This window comes from Stenotrophomonas sp. K-6, assembly GCF_056861555.1.
In genome coordinates, this window is record NZ_JBSPUC010000002.1 from 964,779 (window position 1) to 985,717 (window position 20,939).

Annotated in this window: 19 protein-coding genes and 11 tRNA genes; 4 read left to right on the top strand and 26 right to left on the bottom strand. The window is 65.0% G+C overall.

Features of this window, described 5'->3' with window-relative positions; genetic code table 11:
- Positions 1 to 106 precede the first annotated feature (106 nt).
- A tRNA-Ser gene (locus AC13F7_RS09885) sits at positions 107 to 197 on the bottom strand.
- Between the two features lie 165 nt (positions 198 to 362).
- Between AC13F7_RS09885 and AC13F7_RS09890 the strand changes: the two genes are divergently transcribed.
- Complete coding sequence (locus AC13F7_RS09890; protein WP_019185793.1) at positions 363 to 1,067, top strand: PP2C family protein-serine/threonine phosphatase; 705 nt, start codon at positions 363 to 365, stop codon at positions 1,065 to 1,067.
- A gap of 48 nt (positions 1,068 to 1,115) precedes the next feature.
- On the opposite strand, the gene dnaQ is transcribed toward AC13F7_RS09890, so the two are convergent.
- From dnaQ to AC13F7_RS09905, 3 genes are read right to left on the bottom strand one after another with little or no spacing between them, the layout of a single operon-like run.
- Positions 1,116 to 1,847: a DNA polymerase III subunit epsilon gene (dnaQ, locus tag AC13F7_RS09895; protein WP_481470144.1), complete on the bottom strand. Its 732-nt coding sequence runs from the start codon at positions 1,845 to 1,847 to the stop codon at positions 1,116 to 1,118.
- A 4-nt stretch (positions 1,848 to 1,851) separates the two neighbouring features.
- The gene (rnhA, locus tag AC13F7_RS09900) at positions 1,852 to 2,304 is read right to left on the bottom strand and encodes a ribonuclease HI (protein ID WP_121042991.1); all 453 of its coding nucleotides are present in this window, start codon (positions 2,302 to 2,304) and stop codon (positions 1,852 to 1,854) included.
- 11 nt (positions 2,305 to 2,315) lie between these two features.
- The gene (locus AC13F7_RS09905) at positions 2,316 to 2,960 is read right to left on the bottom strand and encodes a class I SAM-dependent methyltransferase (RefSeq protein ID WP_481470143.1); all 645 of its coding nucleotides are present in this window, start codon (positions 2,958 to 2,960) and stop codon (positions 2,316 to 2,318) included.
- Positions 2,961 to 2,971: 11 nt separating this feature from the next.
- Here AC13F7_RS09905 and gloB point away from each other — a divergent pair, with 11 nt between their 5' ends.
- Together gloB and AC13F7_RS09915 are read left to right on the top strand one after the other, a co-directional pair.
- Positions 2,972 to 3,739: a hydroxyacylglutathione hydrolase gene (gloB, locus tag AC13F7_RS09910; RefSeq protein ID WP_483000047.1), complete on the top strand. Its 768-nt coding sequence runs from the start codon at positions 2,972 to 2,974 to the stop codon at positions 3,737 to 3,739.
- Positions 3,736 to 4,950, top strand: a complete 1,215-nt coding sequence (locus tag AC13F7_RS09915; RefSeq protein ID WP_483000049.1) for a lytic transglycosylase domain-containing protein — start codon at positions 3,736 to 3,738, stop codon at positions 4,948 to 4,950. Before gloB ends, AC13F7_RS09915 begins: the two co-directional genes overlap by 4 nt.
- A 119-nt stretch (positions 4,951 to 5,069) precedes the next feature.
- Here AC13F7_RS09915 and AC13F7_RS09920 read toward each other — a convergent pair whose 3' ends face one another.
- The 17 genes from AC13F7_RS09920 to AC13F7_RS10000 all read right to left on the bottom strand — a co-directional run bounded on the left by AC13F7_RS09920 (position 5,070) and on the right by AC13F7_RS10000 (position 15,881).
- Complete coding sequence (locus AC13F7_RS09920) at positions 5,070 to 7,043, bottom strand: peptidyl-prolyl cis-trans isomerase (protein ID WP_483000051.1); 1,974 nt, start codon at positions 7,041 to 7,043, stop codon at positions 5,070 to 5,072.
- A 212-nt stretch (positions 7,044 to 7,255) separates the two neighbouring features.
- Positions 7,256 to 7,332, bottom strand: a tRNA-Asp gene (locus AC13F7_RS09925).
- A gap of 90 nt (positions 7,333 to 7,422) precedes the next feature.
- Positions 7,423 to 7,499, bottom strand: a tRNA-Asp gene (locus tag AC13F7_RS09930).
- A gap of 83 nt (positions 7,500 to 7,582) precedes the next feature.
- Positions 7,583 to 7,659, bottom strand: a tRNA-Asp gene (locus AC13F7_RS09935).
- 28 nt (positions 7,660 to 7,687) lie between these two features.
- Positions 7,688 to 7,762 (bottom strand) — tRNA-Val (locus tag AC13F7_RS09940).
- An 11-nt stretch (positions 7,763 to 7,773) separates the two neighbouring features.
- On the bottom strand, positions 7,774 to 8,046 hold the full coding sequence (locus AC13F7_RS09945) for an HU family DNA-binding protein (RefSeq protein WP_019185801.1): 273 nt from the start codon (positions 8,044 to 8,046) through the stop codon (positions 7,774 to 7,776).
- A gap of 207 nt (positions 8,047 to 8,253) precedes the next feature.
- Positions 8,254 to 10,719: an endopeptidase La gene (gene lon / locus AC13F7_RS09950; RefSeq protein ID WP_123728494.1), complete on the bottom strand. Its 2,466-nt coding sequence runs from the start codon at positions 10,717 to 10,719 to the stop codon at positions 8,254 to 8,256.
- A 142-nt stretch (positions 10,720 to 10,861) separates the two neighbouring features.
- Complete coding sequence (gene clpX, locus AC13F7_RS09955) at positions 10,862 to 12,151, bottom strand: ATP-dependent Clp protease ATP-binding subunit ClpX (protein ID WP_019185803.1); 1,290 nt, start codon at positions 12,149 to 12,151, stop codon at positions 10,862 to 10,864.
- 126 nt (positions 12,152 to 12,277) lie between these two features.
- Positions 12,278 to 12,904, bottom strand: a complete 627-nt coding sequence (gene clpP / locus AC13F7_RS09960) for an ATP-dependent Clp endopeptidase proteolytic subunit ClpP (RefSeq protein WP_019185804.1) — start codon at positions 12,902 to 12,904, stop codon at positions 12,278 to 12,280.
- A gap of 66 nt (positions 12,905 to 12,970) precedes the next feature.
- The gene (gene tig, locus AC13F7_RS09965) at positions 12,971 to 14,263 is read right to left on the bottom strand and encodes a trigger factor (protein WP_481470856.1); all 1,293 of its coding nucleotides are present in this window, start codon (positions 14,261 to 14,263) and stop codon (positions 12,971 to 12,973) included.
- A gap of 233 nt (positions 14,264 to 14,496) precedes the next feature.
- Positions 14,497 to 14,581 (bottom strand) — tRNA-Leu (locus AC13F7_RS09970).
- A gap of 110 nt (positions 14,582 to 14,691) precedes the next feature.
- Positions 14,692 to 14,967, bottom strand: a complete 276-nt coding sequence (locus AC13F7_RS09975; RefSeq protein ID WP_483000055.1) for a hypothetical protein — start codon at positions 14,965 to 14,967, stop codon at positions 14,692 to 14,694.
- 211 nt (positions 14,968 to 15,178) lie between these two features.
- Positions 15,179 to 15,254, bottom strand: a tRNA-Lys gene (locus AC13F7_RS09980).
- Positions 15,255 to 15,414: 160 nt separating this feature from the next.
- Positions 15,415 to 15,490: transfer RNA gene (locus tag AC13F7_RS09985), tRNA-Lys, on the bottom strand.
- 80 nt (positions 15,491 to 15,570) lie between these two features.
- A tRNA-His gene (locus tag AC13F7_RS09990) sits at positions 15,571 to 15,647 on the bottom strand.
- A gap of 35 nt (positions 15,648 to 15,682) precedes the next feature.
- A tRNA-Arg gene (locus AC13F7_RS09995) sits at positions 15,683 to 15,759 on the bottom strand.
- A 45-nt stretch (positions 15,760 to 15,804) separates the two neighbouring features.
- Positions 15,805 to 15,881 (bottom strand) — tRNA-Pro (locus tag AC13F7_RS10000).
- 178 nt (positions 15,882 to 16,059) lie between these two features.
- Here AC13F7_RS10000 and AC13F7_RS10005 point away from each other — a divergent pair.
- Positions 16,060 to 16,818: a Bax inhibitor-1/YccA family protein gene (locus AC13F7_RS10005; protein WP_458233622.1), complete on the top strand. Its 759-nt coding sequence runs from the start codon at positions 16,060 to 16,062 to the stop codon at positions 16,816 to 16,818.
- 47 nt (positions 16,819 to 16,865) lie between these two features.
- Here the strand turns inward: AC13F7_RS10005 and AC13F7_RS10010 are convergent, their stop codons facing one another.
- The 5 genes from AC13F7_RS10010 to grxC all read right to left on the bottom strand — a co-directional run bounded on the left by AC13F7_RS10010 (position 16,866) and on the right by grxC (position 20,804).
- Positions 16,866 to 17,789: a LysR family transcriptional regulator gene (locus AC13F7_RS10010; RefSeq protein ID WP_483000057.1), complete on the bottom strand. Its 924-nt coding sequence runs from the start codon at positions 17,787 to 17,789 to the stop codon at positions 16,866 to 16,868.
- A 63-nt stretch (positions 17,790 to 17,852) separates the two neighbouring features.
- The gene (locus AC13F7_RS10015) at positions 17,853 to 18,551 is read right to left on the bottom strand and encodes a cysteine hydrolase family protein (RefSeq protein ID WP_481470853.1); all 699 of its coding nucleotides are present in this window, start codon (positions 18,549 to 18,551) and stop codon (positions 17,853 to 17,855) included.
- 208 nt (positions 18,552 to 18,759) lie between these two features.
- Entirely contained in the window at positions 18,760 to 19,767 is a 1,008-nt protein-coding gene (locus AC13F7_RS10020; RefSeq protein ID WP_121042973.1) for an isocitrate dehydrogenase, read from the bottom strand.
- Between the two features lie 348 nt (positions 19,768 to 20,115).
- Positions 20,116 to 20,508, bottom strand: coding sequence for a carboxymuconolactone decarboxylase family protein (locus AC13F7_RS10025; protein ID WP_481470852.1), 393 nt, complete (start codon positions 20,506 to 20,508; stop codon positions 20,116 to 20,118).
- Complete coding sequence (gene grxC, locus AC13F7_RS10030) at positions 20,505 to 20,804, bottom strand: glutaredoxin 3 (RefSeq protein ID WP_123728488.1); 300 nt, start codon at positions 20,802 to 20,804, stop codon at positions 20,505 to 20,507. Before grxC ends, AC13F7_RS10025 begins: the two co-directional genes overlap by 4 nt.
- Positions 20,805 to 20,939 lie beyond the last annotated feature (135 nt).

Here is a 20,939-nt window from a genome sequence, read left to right on the forward strand (position 1 = left end):
TTCGTTCCAGACGAATCCGTCGAACCCCCTTCGGGGGTTCTCGTCCGCCCATCAGGCCGGATAAAAAGAAAAGGGCCGCCCGATGGGCAGCCCTTTTCTTTTTATCTGGCGGAGAGGGGGGGATTCGAACCCCCGAGGCGCTATAAACGCCTGCCTGATTTCGAGTCAGGTACATTCAACCGCTCTGCCACCTCTCCAGATGGTCCCGGCGAACCGGGACGCGAATGATACGGGTAGGACGCGCTGGCGACAAGTCATTGCGGGCAAAGAAGTGAATTTCTTCTGTATGGATGCCTTGCCGGATGTCCGGCGGGCCGCGATCATGCCGTTATCCCTCGCAATCCTCACCGGCACGCGCCTTCATGATCGAATTCGGACACCTGACCCACCCCGGCCTGCGCCGTGACCTCAATGAGGATACGTATTACGGGGATGGCGAACTGGCGCTGTGGCTGGTCGCCGATGGCATGGGCGGGCACGCCTGCGGTGAGGTGGCCAGTGCGCTGGCGCGCGAAACCATCGTGCGCGAGATCCGCCGCGGGGCGACGCTGGCGCATGCGATCCGGATCGCCGATGAGGAAATCATCCGCACCTCGCGCCGCCGCAACGACAGTCTGCCGATGGGTACCACCGTGGTGGCGGCCCGTGTACAGGGCAATCGGTATGAGGTGGCGTGGGTCGGCGACAGCCGCGCGTACCTGTGGCGCGACGGCAAGCTGGCCCAGCTCAGCCAGGATCACAGCGTGGTCCAGGAACTGGTCGCCCAGGGCAATCTGACCGCCGAGCAGGCCCGCGCGCACCCGCATCGCAATGTGGTGACCCAGGCGCTGGGGGTGACCGATCCGGCACATCTGAATGTGGCGACCACCACCGGTGAGCTGCGCCCGGGCATGCAGCTGCTGCTGTGCAGTGACGGGCTGACCGAAGAGGTCGAGGACAAGGGCATCGCCCGCACCCTCGCCTTCGACGATGCCAGTGCGCAGGAATGCGTGGATACCCTGGTCGCCGCCGCGCTGGATGGCGGCGGCTCGGACAACATCACCGTGATTCTGGTGCGATGCCATTGAGGCAGGGATCCCGACCTACGGTCGGGATCTACCGCCGGGGTCGGGCCATCAGGCGCTGACCGCTTCCGCCGCCTCGGGTTCACCATCCCAGATTGCGCGGCCGGCCTTCTTGCGCAGCTTGGCCAGGCGCGCTTCGTGCGCCTCCCGCTCCGAGGCCGTGGCGACCACGCGCGGGCGGGGCAGCAGGCGCGAGGTGTCGAAGGTCTGCGCGTGGGCGCTGCCGGTTTTCTGGTCATCGGCCGAGCCGAAGCCGATTTCTTCCTGGCCCGAGGTCAGCGCGATGTAGACATCGCCCAGGATCTGCGCATCGAGCAGGCCGCCGTGCAGCTGGCGGTGGGCGTTGTCCACGCCCAGGCGGCGGCACAGCGCATCCAGCGAGTTGCGCTGGCCGGGGAATCGCTCACGCGCCATCTTCAGCGTATCGATCACCGTGCAGCGGTCGGTGATCTTGCCGTAGTGATCGCCCAGCAGCGACAGCTCGTTGTCCAGGAAGCCCAGATCGAACGCCGCGTTGTGGATGATCAGCTCGGCGCCGTCGATATAGGCGAGGAAGTCATCGACGACCTGGGCGAAGTCCGGCTTGTCGGCCAGGAACTCCAGGGTCAGGCCGGTGACTTCCTGCGCGCCCTGTTCGAACTCGCAGTCCGGCTTGAGGTACTGGTGGTAGTTGTTGCCACTGGGGCGGCGCTCGAGCAGTTCCACACAGCCGATTTCGACGATGCGGTTGCCCTTCCGCCACTCCAGGCCGGTGGTTTCGGTATCAAGGATGATCTGACGCATGGGCTCAGTGTACCGGGCCGGCGGCGCGGATCCGGATCGCGGCGTCGCGCGCCAGCTGGTCCACGCGCTCGTTGTCCGGGTCGCCGGAATGGCCCTTGACCCAGCGCCAGTCGATGGTGTGCTTGAGCGTGGCCGCGTGCAGGCGCTCCCACAGCTCGCGGTTCTTGACCGGCGAGCCGCCGGCGGTTTTCCAGTTCTTGCGGATCCAGCCAGGCATCCACTCGGTCAGGCCCTGGCGCACGTACTGCGAATCGGTGAACAGCACGATGTTGCACGGCTCGGTGAGGGCTTCCAGCCCTGAGATGGCCGCCATCAGCTCCATGCGGTTGTTGGTGGTATGCGCTTCGCCACCGCTCAGTTCGCGCTCGTGCGCGTTGTAGCGCAGCAACGCCGCCCAGCCGCCAGGGCCGGGATTGCCGAGGCAGGAACCGTCGGTGTGGATTTCTATCGTCTTCATTCCATTCCAGATCAGGTGGCAACCGTGCCGTGCCAACGTGGCACGGCCACGGGCGTCGGTCCCGGCAATGCCAGAGTGCGTTTTTCAGCGGTGAACAGGCAGGCGGCCCGCAGCGGGGCGAGGTCGCGCCGGCCCGGCGAGCGGTTGCGCCACATCGGGCCGAGGTAGTGCAGGTCCTCGCAGCTCAGGCCGGCCTGCGTGAGGGTGTGCCGCAGCCGCTGCGGGCTGCGCACGACCAGCCCGTGATGGCGCCACTGGCGGCGGTACGGGCTGAACGGGTTGAGGGTGGACAGCCACAGTCGCCCCCCGGGCATCAGCACGCGCGCGCACTCGGCAATCAGCTGTTCGGCGTCACGGGCGGTGACGTGCTGCAGCACGATGGCATTGACGCTCTCGTCCGGCAGCGGCAGCGGCAGAGCGCACTGGACATCGCCGGCATACTCGGCGCCCTGGCGGTACAGGCGCAGGCCGCGGCCGGGCAGATCCACGCACTCGAGCCAGCCAGGCGTCGGCGCCACCCACAACCACGGGTTGACCGGGCGCTCGGCCAACAGGCTGCGCAACCGCTCCGATTCCAACCGACACAAGGCGTGTGCCGGTTCAGTATCAAACCAGGATGCGACTATCGCTTGACGGGGGCTCAACGCGGGGGGCATGGTCCAATTCTATGCGACTGACTGCCCTACCCGCGTTTGCGGACAATTACATCTGGGCGCTGGTCGCCGACGACGGCCGCGCCGTGGTCATCGACCCCGGCCAGGCCGACCCCGTTCTGGCCGCCGCAGCGCAGCAGGGATGGGTTCCCCACAGCATTCTGTTGACCCACCACCACGACGACCACATCGGCGGCGTGGCCGAGCTGCAGGCCCGTTTTCCCGCGGTGGAGGTCTACGCACCGGTGGAACCGCGCATCGCGGTCCCCGCCGACCGGGTGGCTGAAGGTGAATGCGTTCAGGCATTGGGGCTCGGGTTCCACGTAGTATCCGTGCCCGGGCACACCCGGAGCCATATTGCGTTTCACACCGCTGAACACCTTTTCAGCGGCGATGCGTTGTTCAGCCTGGGCTGTGGGCGCATGTTCGAAGGTACGCCTCCCCAGCTTCTGGCATCTCTGCGGAAGCTGGCGTCCCTGCCAGCGCAACTGATGGTCTGTTGCGCCCATGAGTACACCCTGTCCAATGCCGTCTTCGCGCGGCATGTAGACCCCACCAACGCTGCGCTGTCGCAGCGCCATGAGGAGGCCTTGGCCATGCGCCGCGATGACCTGCCCACGCTGCCGGTTTCACTGGCAAGCGAGCTGGAATGCAATCCGTTCCTGCGTACGAACACCCCCGCCATCCAGGCGGCTGTCAGCGCCCATCTTGGGCGTCCCGTAACCGATGAAGTCGATGTTGTCGCAGGCCTGCGACACTGGAAAGACGGATTCCGAACATGAGTCGGCGATTGTTGCCGCTCGCGCTGGGCCTGGCGATCGCCGTGGCCGGCAGCGCGGGCGCCCAGTCGTTGACCGCCGGCATGTCGCAGAACGTGGCCGGCCTGTCCTCCCTTCCCCTGACCGCTGCGGCCCTGCCGCCGGCCTCGGTGCGCAACGGGCAGGAGATCTTTGCCAGCTTCCGCGATGGCCTGGCCGAACCCACCTGCGACGCCGAGGCGACCAGCCCGCGTTGGCAGAAGCAGTTCGCACATGCCCCCTCGCGGCTGGCCAACCAGGACGATGATGCGCTGGTGCTGTTCGGCTACGTGGTCGAAGAGCTGCGCAAATCCGATCTGCCGACCGAATTCGCGCTGATTCCCTTCGTGGAAAGTGGCTACCGGCCCAACGCCCGCAATGGCAGCGGCCCGGCCGGGCTGTGGCAGTTCATCGCCACCACCGCCAAGAACCACCGCGTGCAGATGACCCCGGGCTATGACGGCCGCCTCTCGGCCGTGGATTCCACCCAAGCCGCGGTGCGCTACCTCAAGACCCTGCACGGCATGTTCGGCGGCGACTGGCGCTTGGCCACCATGGCGTACAACGCCGGTGAGTACCGGGTGCTGCAGTCGCTGCGCAAGGCCGGCATGAATGCGCAGAACGCGCGCCCGGCCGAGCTGCCGGGGCTGTCGCCGGTCACCTATGCCTATGTCGAGAAGCTGCATGCGCTGGCCTGCGTCCTGGAAGACGCGGAAACCGAGCCGGCGGTGATGGCCTCGCTGGACCGCACCGTGCCGGTGCTGAAGGGCCACACCCTGCCGGCCGGCACCAGCGTCCAGCAGTGGGCCCAGCAGCGCGATCTGGATCCGGCCCGCATCGCCCGGCTCAATCCGGCCCTGGCCACCGGCAAGGGCCGCCCGAGCGGCCAGGTGACGGTTCTGGCCCCGACCGCGCATGCGCCGGTGGATGCCAGCGCCAGCGTGGCCGCCATTGCGATGGCACCGAGCGCACCGGCCGACACCACGGCGGCGCGTACGGCGCCCGGCCCGGTAGCCACGCGCACCGTGGCCAGCGCGGACCGCCCGCGCAGCCGCCGCCACACCGTACGCGATGGCGAGTCGCCCTGGACCATCGCGCGCCGTTACGGGATGCCGTTGAAGGCGCTGCTGTCGCTCAATGGGCTCAGTGGCAGCAGCGTGCTCAAGCCGGGAGCGGTGCTGCGCGTCGAAGACTGAGCGCGGGCGGATCCTATTGCTGGTAACGACACTGCCCGGTTCCGCCGGGCAGTGTCGTTTTCAACAACAAAAAGCCCGGCATGGCCGGGCTTTTTATTGTTCAGCAGACGCCGACCCGGTTACAGGTTGGCTTCTTCGGTCTGCACCTTGAAGTGCTTGCGCATCGCTTCGACGTAGGCCTTGGCGGCGGCCATGCCGTCGATCTGGCTCAGCTGCTCCTTGAGCTGCTGCTGCTGGGCGGCGTCCACTTCAGCCACGTTGCCCGGGGTGACCTTGGTCACCGCGTAGATCACGTAGCGGCCCTGCACGGCGACCTTGCCGTAGCTCGGCTTGCCTTCAGCCGGCAGCGGCGCGCTGAACACCGCGCGGTTGATCTCCGGGGTCGGCACCGGCTGGGTGCGCGGCAGGCCCGGCAGCGGGCTGATCTGCAGCTTGTCGCTGGTCGCCAGCGCCTGCAGAGTCTGCCCGGCCTTCAGCTTGGCCAGCACGGCATCCACGGCCTTCTCGGAGGCTTGGCGGGTGCGGTCAGCATGGATCGCGGCGATGACCTGTTCACGGGCCTTGGCCAGCGGCAGCGCCTGCTCCGGGCTGTGCTCGGTCACGCGGATCATCACGTTGTGGTTCGGGCCCAGCTCGATCGGGTCGCTCACCGTGCCATCCTGGGTCAGGATGTCGGAGAACGCCGCACGCAGCACCGCCGGGTTGGCCGCGATGCCACTGGCGGTGGCGCGGGTGAACGGACCGATCGTCTGCACCGGCAGGCTCATGTCCTTGGCCGGGCCTTCCAGCGAGGTCGGGTTCTTGTAGACCAGATCCACCAGGCGGCCACTCAGTTCAGTGAACACGCGATCGGTATCGGCCTTGAGCTGTTCGGCAGCCAGCTGGTCACGCACGTCCTCGAACGCGCGGCCTTCGCCCCCCTTGGTCTCGCGCAGCTTGAGCACATGGAAACCGAATTCGGTCTTCACCGGCCCAACCACGTCGCCCGTCTTCATGGCGAACAGCGCGTCTTCGAACGGCTTGACCATCGCGCCGTGTTCCACCCAGCCCAGATCGCCGCCGGCGTCCTTGGAACCGGGGTCTTCCGAGTTGGCCTTGGCCAGCGCGGCGAAATCGGCACCCGGCGCCTTGGCTTCCGCAGCAATACGCGTGGCCTTCTCTTCGGCCGCCTTCAGCTTGGCCGGATCGTTGCCATCTGCGGTGATCAGGATGTGCGAGGCCAGACGCTGTTCCGGCGTGGCAAAGCGTGCCTTCTCATCCTGGTAGCGCTTGCGCAGCGTCGCCTCATCGGCCGGCGCTGCAGCCGGCAGGTTCGCGCCGTTGATCTCGACGTATTCCAGCGACACGGTTTCCGGCTGGCGGAAATCCTTGGTGTGGCTGTCGTACCACTGCTTGATCTGCGCGTCGGTCACTTCGGCGGTATCGGCCGGCGTTTCCGGCAGCGCGGCCAGCTCCACGTCACGCGTTTCACCGAGCAGCTTCATCAGGCGCTCGGCTTCGCTCTGGGTGGTGAACCCCGAACGCTGCAGGGCCGACGGGATGATCGACTGCTGGATGCTCTCGCGCACCAGCGCTTCGAACTGCGTCGGCGTGCGCGGCGGATTACCGCTGGCCAGGGCGATGCGGTAGTTGTCCTGGTTGAACTTGCCGTCCGCGTCCAGGAAGGCCGGGATCGAGGCAATGTACTCGCGCACGGCACCATCGCCGATCACGATGCCGGACTGTTCGCCGGCCAGACGCACAACCTGCTCATCGATCATCTGATCGAGCACGGCCAGCTTGCTTTCGGTGCTTTCGAACTGGCGTGGATCGAAATCCTCACCCTGTTCCTGGCGTGCCTGCTGGCGCGCCTGCTCGAAGCGCACGCGGAAATCGTTGGAGCTGATTTCGTGGTGCTGCCACAGGAACGAGACCGGCCACCACGACGGGGCGGACTTCCACCAGGTCGGCGGGGCGGCCACTTTGGCCACGTTCTGCGAGCCGACGCCACCGAGGTAGCTGGAGTCGATCACGAACAGGAACGGAATCATCAGCAGCCCCAGGATCACGGTAACGATCCAGCCCGAGGTCTTGTCGCGAAGTTTCTGCAGCATGGGAAAAATCAAGGCCTGATTGGCGAGCCCGGCAGTGTAACCCGCTTCGCGGCAGGCTCCAAAAGTGCCCGCATCGGCCGCCCCGGCCCGATCCACAGTGTCCCACGCCCGGTCATGGCAACGGATGCACGGTCAGTCGCGCGCCGTTGATCGATGCGCTGAATTGAAAACAAAAAAAAGCCCTTGGTTTTCACCAAGGGCTCTTCAAAGATTGGCGGAGCGGACGGGACTTGAACCCGCGACCTCCGGCGTGACAGGCCAGCATTCTAACCAGCTGAACTACCGCTCCGCACTTGAAACTTTGCAGGCGCTCATTCTATCCGAAGATATTCAGATTGCCCACCCCGAAATACTGCTTTTTTCGAGGTTTTTTTAAAACTGGCGGAGCGGACGGGACTTGAACCCGCGACCTCCGGCGTGACAGGCCAGCATTCTAACCAGCTGAACTACCGCTCCGCACTAAACCGCTTTTGTTTCCACCGCGACCTGCGTCGCTGGAGAAAACAAGGCCCCCGATCGCTCAGGGGCCCTATTGAAACTGGCGGAGCGGACGGGACTTGAACCCGCGACCTCCGGCGTGACAGGCCAGCATTCTAACCAGCTGAACTACCGCTCCACATTTCAAAACTTTTACTGGCAGTGCCTGGTGGGTGCTGAGGGTTTCGAACCCCCGACCCTCTCCGTGTAAAGGAGACGCTCTACCGCTGAGCTAAGCACCCCAGCAAGCCGCTTAGTTTACGGCATCCTTCAGGGCTTTGCCAGCCTTGAACGACGGATTCTTCGACGCAGCGATCTTGATGGTGTCGCCGGTCTTCGGGTTGCGGCCGGTACGGGCAGCGCGGTCGCGGACCTGGAACGTGCCGAAGCCCACCAGCGTCACCGCGTCACCGCCCTTCAGGGCCTTGGTGACGGAAGCGATGACGGCATCAACGGCGCGGCTGGACTCGGCCTTGGTCAGGTCGGCGGCTTCAGCAACAGCGTCGATCAATTCGGTCTTGTTCATTCTCTACAGCTCCTTTGGCGGGGATTCCGCGGATTCAACATTGAGACACCCGAGGACGATACGCCGCCGGATGCCAGTGAAGTTCTCTGTTCGCCGAATTCAGCATGACGCTGACTCACGAGTGGTGCTTTTATACCAGTGCCCCCCTACCCGCGCAAGCTGAAAAGCCAATAACGACGCGGGTTTCGGGCACTTGGACAGCGCGCGTCAATGCTTGACGCGCGTGGTGGAAGCTGTCTTGGACTTGCCACGTACCGTGACACGCTGCCCATCTTTCTTGGGCTTCGGTGCAGTCAGCGGCGTCTCCAAGGCCAGGTCTAGCACTTCCTCGATCCACTTCACCGGCACGATCTTCAGATCACGGGTGACATTGGCGGGGATATCGGCCAGATCCTTGCGGTTCTCCTCGGGGATGATGACCGTGGTGATGCCGCCACGCAGCGCCGCCAGCAGCTTCTCCTTGAGGCCGCCAATGGCGGTGACACGACCGCGCAGGGTGATCTCGCCGGTCATCGCCACTTCGGCCCGGATCGGCACCTTGGTCAGCGTGGACACCAGCGAGGTGACCATGGCGATACCCGCGCTGGGGCCATCCTTGGGCGTGGCGCCATCGGGTACGTGCACGTGCACGTCGTGCTTCTGCAGGAACTCGTTGTCGATGCCCAGCCGCTCGGCACGCGAACGCACCACCGACAGGGCCGCCGAGGCGGATTCCTTCATGACGTTGCCGAGCTGGCCGGTCAGGATCAGCTGGCCCTTGCCCGGGACGAGCGTGGATTCGATCTGCAGCAGGTCGCCGCCGACTTCCGTCCAGGCCAGGCCGGTGACCAGGCCCACTTCGTTCTGCTCTTCGGCACGGCCGAAATCGACGCGACGCACGCCCAGGTACTTGTCCAGATTCTTGCCGTTGACCACCACCAGCGCCTTCTTCTTCGCACTGGCCTTCTTGGTGGCCTTGGCCGGCTTGGCCGGGGCGACCGGACCGGCGAGCGCGATCTCTTTGACCACCTTGCGGCAGATCTTGGCGACTTCGCGCTCGAGGTTGCGCACGCCGGATTCGCGCGTGTAATAGCGCACGATGTCCTGGATCGCGTCGGCCTCGATCTCCAGCTCTTCCGGCTTCAGGCCGTTGGCCTTGATCTGCTTGGGCACCAGGTAGCGCATGGCGATGTTGAGCTTCTCATCCTCGGTGTAGCCGGGGATGCGGATCACTTCCATGCGGTCCAGCAGCGGGCCGGGGATGTTGAGCGAATTGGAGGTCGCCACGAACATCACTTCGGACAGGTCCAGATCCACTTCCAGGTAGTGATCGTTGAACGCGTTGTTCTGCTCCGGATCGAGCACTTCCAGCAGCGCCGACGACGGATCCCCACGGAAGTCCATCGACATCTTGTCGATCTCATCGAGCACGAACAGCGGATTCTTGCTGCCGACCTTGTTGAGGTTCTGCACGATGCGGCCCGGCATGGAGCCGACGTAGGTACGACGGTGCCCGCGGATCTCGGCCTCGTCGCGCACGCCACCCAGGCTCATGCGCACGAACTTGCGGTTGGTCGCCTTGGCGATGGACTGGCCCAGCGAGGTCTTGCCCACGCCGGGCGGGCCGACCAGGCACAGGATCGGGCCCTTCATCTGCTTCACGCGCGACTGCACCGCCAGGTATTCCAGGATGCGGTCCTTGACCTTGTCCAGACCGAAGTGATCGGCATCCAGCGTGTCCTGCGCGGCCTTGAGGTCCTTGCGGACCTTGCTGCGCTTCTTCCACGGCACGCCCAGCAGCCAATCCAGGTAGTTGCGCACCACGGCGGCTTCAGCCGACATCGGCGACATCTGCTTGAGCTTGTTGAGCTCGGCCTTGGCCTTGGTCTCGACCGGCTTGGGCATGCCCGCCTCGGCGATCTTGCGGGCCAGTTCGTCCATCTCGCCGGGTGCGTCATCCAGGTCACCCAGTTCTTTCTGGATGGCCTTCATCTGCTCGTTGAGGTAGTACTCGCGCTGGCTCTTTTCCATCTGCGACTTCACGCGGCCGCGGATGCGCTTTTCCATCTGCTGCACGTCGATCTCGCCGTCGACCAGGCCGACCAGCATTTCCAGGCGGTCACCGATCTGCAGCGTTTCCAGCAGGCGCTGCTTGTCGGCCAGGCGCACGCTGATGTGCGCGGCGATGGTATCGGCCAGGCGCGCGGGCTCATCGATGCCAGCCAAGGTCTGCAGCAGCTCCGGCGGCAGCTTGCGGTTGGTTTTGACGTACTGCTCGAACAGCGACATCAACGACCGGGCGATCGCCTCGATCTCGCGCGGCTCGCGCGATTCGTCCGATTCGATTTCCATGCCCACGCCGTGCAGCGAGCCATCGCGCTCGGTCACGTCGGTGACGTTGACGCGCGACAGCCCCTCGACCAGCACCTTGATGGTGCCATCGGGCAGCTTCAGCAGCTGCAGGACCTGGGCGAGCGTGCCGACCTGGTACAGATCGGCGGCGGACGGATCATCCGTCTCGGCGGACTTCTGCGCGAGCAGCAGGATGCGCTTGTCCGCTTCCATCGCCTGCTCCAGCGCATGCATGGACTTGTCACGGCCGACGAACAGCGGAATGACCATGTGCGGGAACACCACCACGTCACGCAGCGGCAGTACCGGCAGGTCGAGAGTCTCAGTTGGGGAACGGGCCATGTGGGCTCCAGTGGAACAGTGGGGATGGCCTCCGGGCGCCTCGCCCGGATACAAAAAAAGCCGATGGCCTCGTTATGGGGCCATCGGCTTCTAGATGCAAGCTGTTCTGAAAAAATTCTATCAATTCAATTACTTGAACTGATTATTCAGCGCCAGCCGCCTTCTGTTCAGGCGCCGGTGGCGTCTGGTAGATCAGGTACGGTTCGGACTTGTGCTCGATCACCGATTCGTCCACCACCACCTTGCTGACGTTCTCTGCCGAGGGCAGGTCATACATGGTGTCCAGCAGGACCGATTCGACGATCGTACGCAGGCCGCGGGCACCGGTCTTGCGCTTGAGCGCCTTGCGGGCAATGGCGGCCAGTGCGTCCGGACGGAACTCCAGCTCGACGTGCTCCATCTCGAACAGCTTCTTGAACTGCTTGGTGATGGCGTTCTTCGGCTCGGTGAGGATGCGCACCAGGGCGGCCTCGTCCAGCTCTTCCAGCGTCGCCACGACCGGCAGGCGGCCGACGAACTCCGGAATCAGGCCGAACTTGATCAGATCTTCCGGCTCGACTTCGGCCAGGATCTTGCCCACTTCCTGCTTGCGCTCGGAACTCTTCACCTTGGCACCGAACCCGATGCCGCCCGAATCGTTCGAACGCTGCTGGATCACCTTGTCCAGGCCGGCAAACGCGCCGCCACAGATGAACAGGATGTTCTTGGTGTCCACCTGCAGGAATTCCTGCTGCGGGTGCTTGCGACCGCCCTGCGGCGGCACGCTGGCCACGGTGCCTTCGATCAGCTTCAGCAGGGCCTGCTGGACGCCTTCGCCGGACACATCGCGGGTGATCGACGGGTTCTCGCTCTTGCGCGAGATCTTGTCGATTTCATCGATGTAGACGATGCCCTGCTGTGCCTTCTCGACGTCGTAGTCGCACTTCTGCAGCAGCTTCTGGATGATGTTCTCCACGTCTTCGCCCACGTAACCGGCTTCGGTCAGCGTGGTGGCGTCGGCCATGGTGAACGGCACATTGAGCAGGCGGGCCAGGGTTTCGGCCAGCAGCGTCTTGCCCGAACCGGTCGGACCGACCAGCAGGATGTTCGACTTCGCCAGTTCGACCTCGTCGTTCTTCTGGCGGCTCTCGATGCGCTTGTAATGGTTGTATACGGCCACGGCCAGGGTCCGCTTGGCGCGGTTCTGCCCGATCACGTACTGGTCCAGGACCTCGAGGATCTCGCGCGGCTTGGGCAGCGAACTGCGGGCCGACTGCGCCTTCTCCTCCAGCTCCTCACGGATGATGTCGTTGCACAGCTCGACGCATTCATCGCAGATGAACACGCTCGGACCCGCAATCAGCTTGCGCACCTCATGCTGGCTCTTTCCGCAGAAAGAGCAGTAGAGGATCTTGCCGGTGTCCGTGGAACGACCTTGGCGGTCTTCGCTCATGCTTCGCTTACCCAGTTACCCCACCCGACTGAACGGGGGTTCGATTCGAGAATAGCACAGGGTCAGGAGGACGCCAGTCCTGCCCGACCCGGTGGAAACAAGCCGGTTTCCCAGCCTGGCACAACCTTACGCCGGCTGGATCGACTCTTCCGGACGACGCTCCAGGACCTGATCGACCAGGCCGTAGGCCACGGCATCGGCCGCGCTCTTGAAGTTGTCGCGCTCGGTATCCCGGGCGATGGTCTCCAGCGACTGGCCGGTGTGCTTGGCCAGCACTTCGTTCAAGCGCGAACGCAGGGTCAGGATTTCGCGGGCATGGATGTCGATGTCCGTGGCCTGACCCTGGAAGCCGCCCAGCGGCTGGTGGATCATCACGCGCGAGTTCGGCAGTGCATAGCGCTTGCCGGCCGCACCCGAGGCCAGCAGCAGGGCGCCCATGGAGGCGGCCTGGCCGACGCAGATGGTGCTCACGTCCGGCTTGATGTACTGCATGGTGTCGTAGATCGCCATGCCGGCGGTGACCACGCCACCGGGCGAGTTGATGTAGATGCTGATGTCCTTTTCCGGGTTGTCCGCTTCCAGGAACAGCAGCTGCGCCACCACCACGTTGGCCATGTGATCGTCGATCGGGCCCACGAGGAAGATCAGACGCTCTTTCAACAGGCGCGAATAGATGTCATAGGCGCGCTCGCCGCGGCTGGTCTGTTCGACCACCATCGGAACCATGTTCAGGGCTGTGGTTCGGTTGTCCATTAGTGAGGCACCTATTTTGGGGGGAACAACCCCGCGCCGGGGCGCGGGGCGTAAAACGCGGGCCGCTTACTGGCGGATCGCGTCCTGGAACGACAGCTTCTCTTCGGTGTGCTGGGCGCGCTCGGCGATCCAATCGATCACCTGCTCTTCCATGACGCGATTCTGCAGCCCAGTCATCAGCTGGGGGTCATTGCGGTACATCTCAATGACCTGCTCCGGCTCTTCGTAGGTCGAGGCGATCAGGCGCATGGTTTCATTCAGGCGCTTCGGGTCCAGGCGCAGGTCATTCCTGCGCGCCACTTCACCGACCAGCAGGCCGACCAGCACGCGCTTGGCAGCGGCGTCCTTGAAGCCTTCATGGGCATCAGCCGGGACGTCGCCCGGGTTGCGGCCGCTGCGGCGGATCTGATCGATCTGCTGGGCCAGCATGGCGCGGGCTTCGTTCTCGACCAGGCGCGGCGGCATTTCCACCGAGGCGTAGGCGGCAATCAGCTGCTCGCCGACTTCGCGGCGCAGGCGGTTCATCAGGGCACCCTTGAGCTCACGCTCCAGGTTGGCGCGGATGTCTTTGCGGAACTGCTCCACGTCGCCGCCCTTCACGCCGAAGCTCTTGATGAACTCGGCATCGACTTCCGGCAGCACCGGCGCGGACACGTCCACCGCCTTGACGGTGACCTTGACCTGCTTGCCGGCCAGCGCGGGGACGCGCCAATCGGCCGGGAACTCGACGTCCAGGGTCTTTTCTTCACCGGCGGTCAGACCGACCAGGCCCTGTTCGATCTGCTCGAACATCATGCCCTGGCCCACGATCACGCTGCCCTTTTCGGTGCCTTCGGCCGGCAGGCGCTCATCGCCGGCCTGCGACCAGGTTTCCAGGGCGACCAGATCACCGTCCTGGGCGCCACGGGTGACCGGGCTCCAGCTGCGGCGCTGCTCGCGCAGGTTGGTGATCATCTGGTCGATGTCGGCGTCGTTGATCTCGGCGGTGTGGCGGATCACGGTCAGCTTGCTGACGTCCACGTCGCCGAAGTCCGGCACCAGCTCGACGGTGGCCACGAAGGACAGCTCGCCCTCGCCCTTGTCGATGCGCGGGGTGCCGGCGATGCGCAGCTCGTGCTCGCGCAGGGCGGCATCGAAGGTCTCACGCAGCAGGCCGTCGACGGCTTCGCTGCGGACCTGCTGGCCGAAACGCTGCTCGATCACCTTGGCCGGCACCTTGCCCGGGCGGAAGCCCTTGATGCGCGTGGTGCGGGCGATTTCGCCCAGACGGCCGCTGATGTGCGTCTGCAGACGGTCTTCCGGCAGCGAGAAGGTCAGGCGGCGTTCCAGATTGCCAGTGGATTCGATCGAAGCTTGCATGTTGACTCCTGCCACCGGCGGCATGGGCCCCGGCACGATGTGATGGATGAAACGGGTTTTGGACGCGGGGTCGTGGACGCGCATGCCCGCCGCAGCCCTGTAGTTTCGCCGATAAACGCCAGCGCCGCCAGCGCGGGCCGAGAACGCTCGGGGCCGCCAGGGGGCCAGCATGTGGCCGTCTCCCCGATCGGGGGCGTGTCCATGGTCATGGTGCCGGCAAAAATGCCCTGCACTGGTGCGAAAGGGGGGACTCGAACCCCCACGCCTTGCGGCACTGGAACCTAAATCCAGGGCGTCTACCAATTCCGCCACTTTCGCTGGTCTGATCACCTCAGGCGCGCATTGTTGCAGGCGCGGCCGGAAAGCGGAAGGTCGTCATGTTGCTTAACGAGGCGGAGAGCGGCACGTTGCCGCTCTCCGCCCACCCGTCAACGCGCGCCGACGGGACGCGCCGGCGTCAGTTCCGGCTCTCGCGTGCCGGTGTGGATGACGGTCGGCAGGCGCACCTCGAGCTGCGCACTGGCGAGCGGAAGCGCGGGGCGGAACTCGCCGGGGCCCAGATCACGACGCGCGACGGTGGTGGCATGACCGGCGTGATCGGCAATGCCCGCGCGATGCAGTGCAGGCGGTTCGTGGGACGGTGCTGCGCTCGCGGTGATCGCCACTGCGGACGCGACAAGCGCGGCCAGGGACATGGACTTCATGGCGGAACGTCTCTCGATATGCGCCGATGGCGCGGGAGACATCAGTGGAACGCGATTGCGGCCTGCGATCCGTGCACTGGGGCGCAACCTGGGGATGTGACATGACGCGATCGGCCCTGGTTTCAGGGGGCTTTCAGCTATGCCCGCCGCGGCGACGTCGTTCGTCGCAGGCAAGAAAAAAGCCGCCTGGCGGACCAGGCGGCTTCTGTCTTGGTGGGCTGTCAAGGATTCGAACCTTGGACCTATTGATTAAGAGTCAACTGCTCTACCAACTGAGCTAACAGCCCGAAAATCGGGAGGCGAATTATGCAGGGTTTCCTGCACGCGACGCAAGGGTTTTGTTTGAATGGATGGCGAAGGGCTTCCGTGGGCGCGCAGCTGCCAGACCATTCAACGCGTGTCTCGAACAAGAAAAAAGCCGCCTGGCGGACCAGGCAGCTTCTGTCTTGGTGGGCTGTCAAGGATTCGAACCTTGGACCTATTGATTAAGAGTCAACTGCTCTACCAACTGAGCTAACAGCCCTGAAAACTCAGGCGCACATTGTAGCGTGTGTGCTGCCTTTTGCAACCCTGATTCACTTTCGGTGAACCAGCTTGAATCAGTGGGGTGGCTGAGGGGACTCGAACCCCCGACCACCGGAATCACAATCCGGAACTCTAACCAACTGAGCTACAGCCACCACTGAAAACCTTGTTTCCTACCGCTTGCACCGAATGGCGCGCCCGACAGGAATCGAACCTGTAACCGCCGGCTTAGAAGGCCGGTGCTCTATCCAGTTGAGCTACGGGCGCTCGATCCGGATTGTCGCACTCCAATCCCGATTTGAGCAGCGGGCTTGGTCGGGGTAGAGGGATTCGAACCCCCGACATCCTGCTCCCAAAGCAGGCGCGCTACCAGACTGCGCTATACCCCGGCGGTTTGTTTCCCTCCGGGGTTCCCCCCGAAAGAGCCGCCTATTGTGGGAATCGGCATGGCATCTGTCAACGGTTTTCACACATCAATTCACATGTCGTGATGGCCGATGGCCGCTTCAGCTATGCTCGGTGCAGCGGCCGGAGGGCCGAACCCCTACCCCATCAAGGAGATTGGCAATGCGCAGCGGCAATCCCGCACTTTCCGAGTCCACCTTCCTCGACCTGGCCAGCGGCTCGGTCGTGGCCCGTCCCGATCAGGCGATGACCATCAACGGCACCGTCAACAAGACCGGCGTGTTGCTGTTGCTGACCGTACTGACGGCCGCCTTCGCGTGGAGCCAGTCGGTCGATGCGAACGGCCTGCCCACCTCCAGCGCCATGCTGTACACGCTGGTTGGTGCGATCGGCGGCCTGGTACTGGCCCTGGTGACCGTGTTCAAGAAGGAATGGTCGCCGGTCACCGCACCGATGTATGCACTGGTCGAAGGCCTGTTCCTCGGCGCGATCTCGGCGATGTTCAATGCCAAGTTCCCCGGCATCGTGATGCAGGCGGTGATGCTGACCTTCGGCACGATGTTCGTGATGCTGGCGGTGTACCGCAGCGGCCTGATCAAGGTCACCGAGAACTTCAAGCTGGGCGTGGTGGCGGCAACCGGCGGCATCGCGCTGCTGTACCTGGCCTCGTTCGTGCTGAGCTTCTTCAACATCAACATCCCGATGATCCACGAAGGCGGCTGGATGGGCATCGCCTTCAGCCTGTTCGTGGTCGTGGTGGCGGCGTTGAACCTGGTGCTGGATTTCGACTTCATCGAAACCGGTGCCGAAGCGCGCGCGCCGAAGTTCATGGAGTGGTACGGCGCGTTCGGCCTGATGGTCACGCTGGTGTGGCTGTACGTGGAATTCCTGCGCCTGCTGTCCAAGATCCAGCAGCGCTGATCCACGCACCCGCAGTGACATGAAGAAGGCGCCGCAAGGCGCCTTCTTCATGCCTCCGGCACGGCCGCACGCCGTTGCTGGAGCGTGGTGTAGTGCCGGGCCATGAAGTCGGCCAGCGCGCGCACCTTGGGCGCCAGTTGGCGCGCGTGCGGGTACACCGCGTAGTAATGCCGCCGCCCGGCGTGATGCTGAGGCAGAACACGCACCAGGCGCCCATGCAGCAGATCGTCCTGCACGGTCAGGCGAGTGAACGCGGCGATGCCCTGCCCCGCCAGCACGGCCGCGTACAGCGCCGGGATCGCATCCACGCGCAGCCGGCCCTGCGGTTGGATCTCGCTCTGCACGCCGCGTGCGGAGGTCAGTGACCATGCCGCCGGCCCACGTGCGCCGGCAAACCCGATCAGCGCATGTCGGGCCAGATCCGTTGGCTGGCGCGGCAGCCCCCATTGCGCGATGTAGCGCGGCGACGCCACCAGCACCATGTCGGTAACAGCCAGTTCGCGCGCCACCAACGCACTGTCAGCCAACGGCCCGGCAATGCGAAGGGCCATGTCGTAACCGCCTCCGATCAGATCGACCTGGCGATCATCGCAGGACAGATCCAGCGCGATGCCGGGGTACTGCTCCAGAAAGGCAGGCAACCATTGAGCGAGTTCCAGCGTGCCGATCACCAACGGCGCGCTGACGCGCAGCAATCCACTGGGTGAGTCCTGATCGGCCTGCAGCCGCTGCTCGGCGATCTCCACCCGGTCCAGGATGTCCACGCAATCGTGGTAGTAGGCCCGCCCTGCTTCGGTCAGCATCAGGCGCCGGCTGTTGCGGTCGAGCAGGCGTGAACCCAGATGCGCCTCCAGCTGGCGCAACTGCCGCGACATCGACGAATGGGTCGTGTCCAGGCGCTCGGCGGCCGCGGTGAAACTGCCTGCATCGACGATGCTGCGGAATGCCCTCATGGCGGAAAACTGGTCCATCTCGCTCCCGTGCAGCGGCTGGCACCTGTGGCGGTGCCGGCAGCATAACAAGGCCGGCGCGGCTCAGCGGACCGGCAGCGCCAGGATCTGATCGGTGCCCAGCACGGTGCCGTAGGTGTCTTCGATGCTGGCCAGGGCTGCGGCGTGCAGGAGGGCGTGGCCGACCTGGCTGCCATCGTGCAGGTCCAGATCGCGGCTCGCGGTGGCATCGGAGGAGACGATCACGTTCAGGCCCCTCGGCGCGGCGTCGCGGGCGGCACCAGCGACGCAGGCATGGGTCTGCAGGCCGGCGATGATCAGCGTGTCGATTCCGGCCTCCTTGAGCGCCTGCTCCAGCACCGGGCCGGAGGCACCGGCGAACACGCTGACGTTGTCCTTGGCGATCACCTGCTCGCCCTTGCGCGGCTGCATCTGCGGGTGGAACTGGACCGTGCGGCTGCCTTCGGCGAACAGCGGCGCGCCAGCCGGAAGAACGTGCTGGACGTGGATGACCGGGATCTTGTGGGCATCGGCGAAGTCCACCAGGCGGCGGGTCTGGGCCAAGGCGGCATCGCCGTCAGGGATGGGCATGCGGCCACCAGCGAAGTATTCGTTCTGGAAATCGATCACCAGCAACGCGGTCTTGCCAGCCGGCAATGCGCTCGCGTCCTGCGCGCCCGCCATGTGGCGGATGGTCGGGTGAGCCGGCTCGGCGGCGGGCTGGGCGGACGCGGTAGCGACACCGAGGATGCCGGCCAGGCCGATCAGGGAGGCAAAGTGCATGGGAAAGCTCCTGCTATGGTTGGGATGGCGTACATGGTGCGCGGCGGATCCGTGCACCAACAGCCAGTTACGCACACAGCATCTGTGCGTTTCTCGCACAGATTGATGAATCCCCTCCCGTCGGGATCGCCTTCCCCCCGCCATCGAGCAGGCAATAAAAAAGCGGGACGCCGAAGCGCCCCGCTTTCTGGACAACCGACCCGCGCGCTTACAGGCGGCTGGCGATGGCCTGGGCGAAGCCCATGGTGTTGCCGGTGCCGCCCAGATCGCCGGTCAGCGAATCCTTGGCTTCCAGCGTGGCCACGATGGCCTTGCGCAGGCGCTCAGCGTTCTCGACCTGGCCGACGTGGTCCAGCATCTGCGCAGCGGCCAGCAGCAGCGCGCACGGATTGGCCTTGCCCTGCCCGGCGATGTCCGGCGCGGTGCCGTGCACGGCCTCGAAGATCGCCGCGTTCTCACCGATGTTGGCGCCCGGGGCCAGGCCCAGGCCGCCGACCAGACCGGCGCACAGGTCGGAGATGATGTCGCCGAACAGGTTGGTGGTCACGATCACGTCGAACTGTTCCGGACGCATCACCAACTGCATGCAGCAGTTGTCGACGATCATTTCCTGGAACTCGATGTCCGGGTACTTGGCCGCCACTTCGCGCGCCACGGCCAGGAACAGGCCCGAGGTCGACTTGATGATGTTGGCCTTGTGCACGGCGGTGACCTTCTTGCGGCCGGTGCTGCGGGCCAGCTCGAAAGCGTAGCGCACGATGCGCTCGGAGCCCTTGCGGGTGATGCGGGTGCCAGAGAAGGCGGTCTCGCCATCGGCCGACACTTCCTGGCCCTCGGCCAGGTACGCGCCTTCGGTATTCTCACGGACGGTGATCAGGTCCACGCCATCGCCGAAACGCGACTTGGTGTTCGGGAACGAGACCGCCGGACGCACGTTGGCGTACAGGTCGAAGTGGCGGCGCAGGCTGACGTTGATCGAGGTGAAGCCACCACCGACCGGCGTGGTCAGCGGGCTCTTCAGCGCGATCTTGTTGCGTGCGATCGACTCCAGGGTGGAGGCCGGCATCAGATCGCCGTGCTTTTCCAGCGCGACCAGGCCCGCGTCGGCGTCTTCATATTCAAAGCCGGTGTCCAGCTTGCCGAGCACGAACAGGGTAGCGTCCATGATCTCCGGGCCGATGCCGTCACCGCGGATGACCGTGATTTTCTGCGTCATTGATGTGTATTCCGAACCGAGGGGGAGCGCCATCCGTGAGGTGCGCGAAGCGCGGGCGCAAGGGAAGTTTCATCGGCAATTATGCCTTACGCGCCCAATGGACCCCAAATAGGCCATTGGTCCAAGGCGGGTAAGGCAGAATTGCCCGCGCATGCCTCCTCTACCCCGCGCCTGTCGGCGCGCCCCTTCAACAGAAGGGGCTTTCCTCCAGAGGCATTGCTATCCGGGTTGCTGAACGTGGCCTCGCACCTGAACGGTGCGCCACCGGGGGCGGCGCCATTGCCGGGGTGCCGGAGCAGCCGACCAACGGTCGGCGCCTACCGCGGTGGGGCCATCATGGCCCCGACCTCAATGTTCGTGCACGGCCGGCGCTTGAGCGCCACCTTCGAGCTGATCCAGGAAGTCCACCGCGCGGCGCAGGTGCGGGATCACGATGGAACCGCCGACCACCAGACCGACCGAGAAGGTCTCGAAGAACTCCTCGCGGGTCACGCCGGCGTCCTTGCACTGGGCCACGTGGTAGCTGATGCAGTCATCGCAACGCAGCACCATCGAGGCGACCAGACCCAGCAGTTCCTTGGTCTTCACATCCAGCGCGCCCGCCTGGTAGGTCTGGGTGTCCAGCGCGAAGAAGCGGCGCACCACCTGGTTCGGCTCACCCAGGATGCGCTGGTTCATGCGCTGGCGGAACTCGGTGAATTCGGCGATGCGGTCCTTGCTGCCGTCGTCGGACGCGCTCATGCCGGGTCCTGCCCGGCCAGCAGCGGCTCCAGCTTGCCAGCGCGGTGCAGCGCCATCATGTCGTCGTAGCCACCCACGTGGACCTCGCCGACGAAGATCTGCGGCACGCTGGTGCGGCGGGTCTTGGCCATCATCTTCTCGCGCTCGGCAGCGTCCAGGTCGATCCGGACCTCGGTCCACTCCCGGCCCTTGCTCTTCAGGAAGTTCTTGGCGGCCACGCAGTACGGGCACACCGCGGTCGAGTAGATGGTGATGGCGGGCGCACCACCCGGGGGGGTAACAGCATCTTGGCTCACGGGAAACTCCACAGCGGAACGTTGGTCTGTATATGGTAGCGGTCTGCTGGATTTTCCACGTCACCGCCGCAACACTGTGGTTTAACCGCAGGTTGCACTGGCCCTGTCACGCTGTCGTCCGCCTTTCCCCCAGGA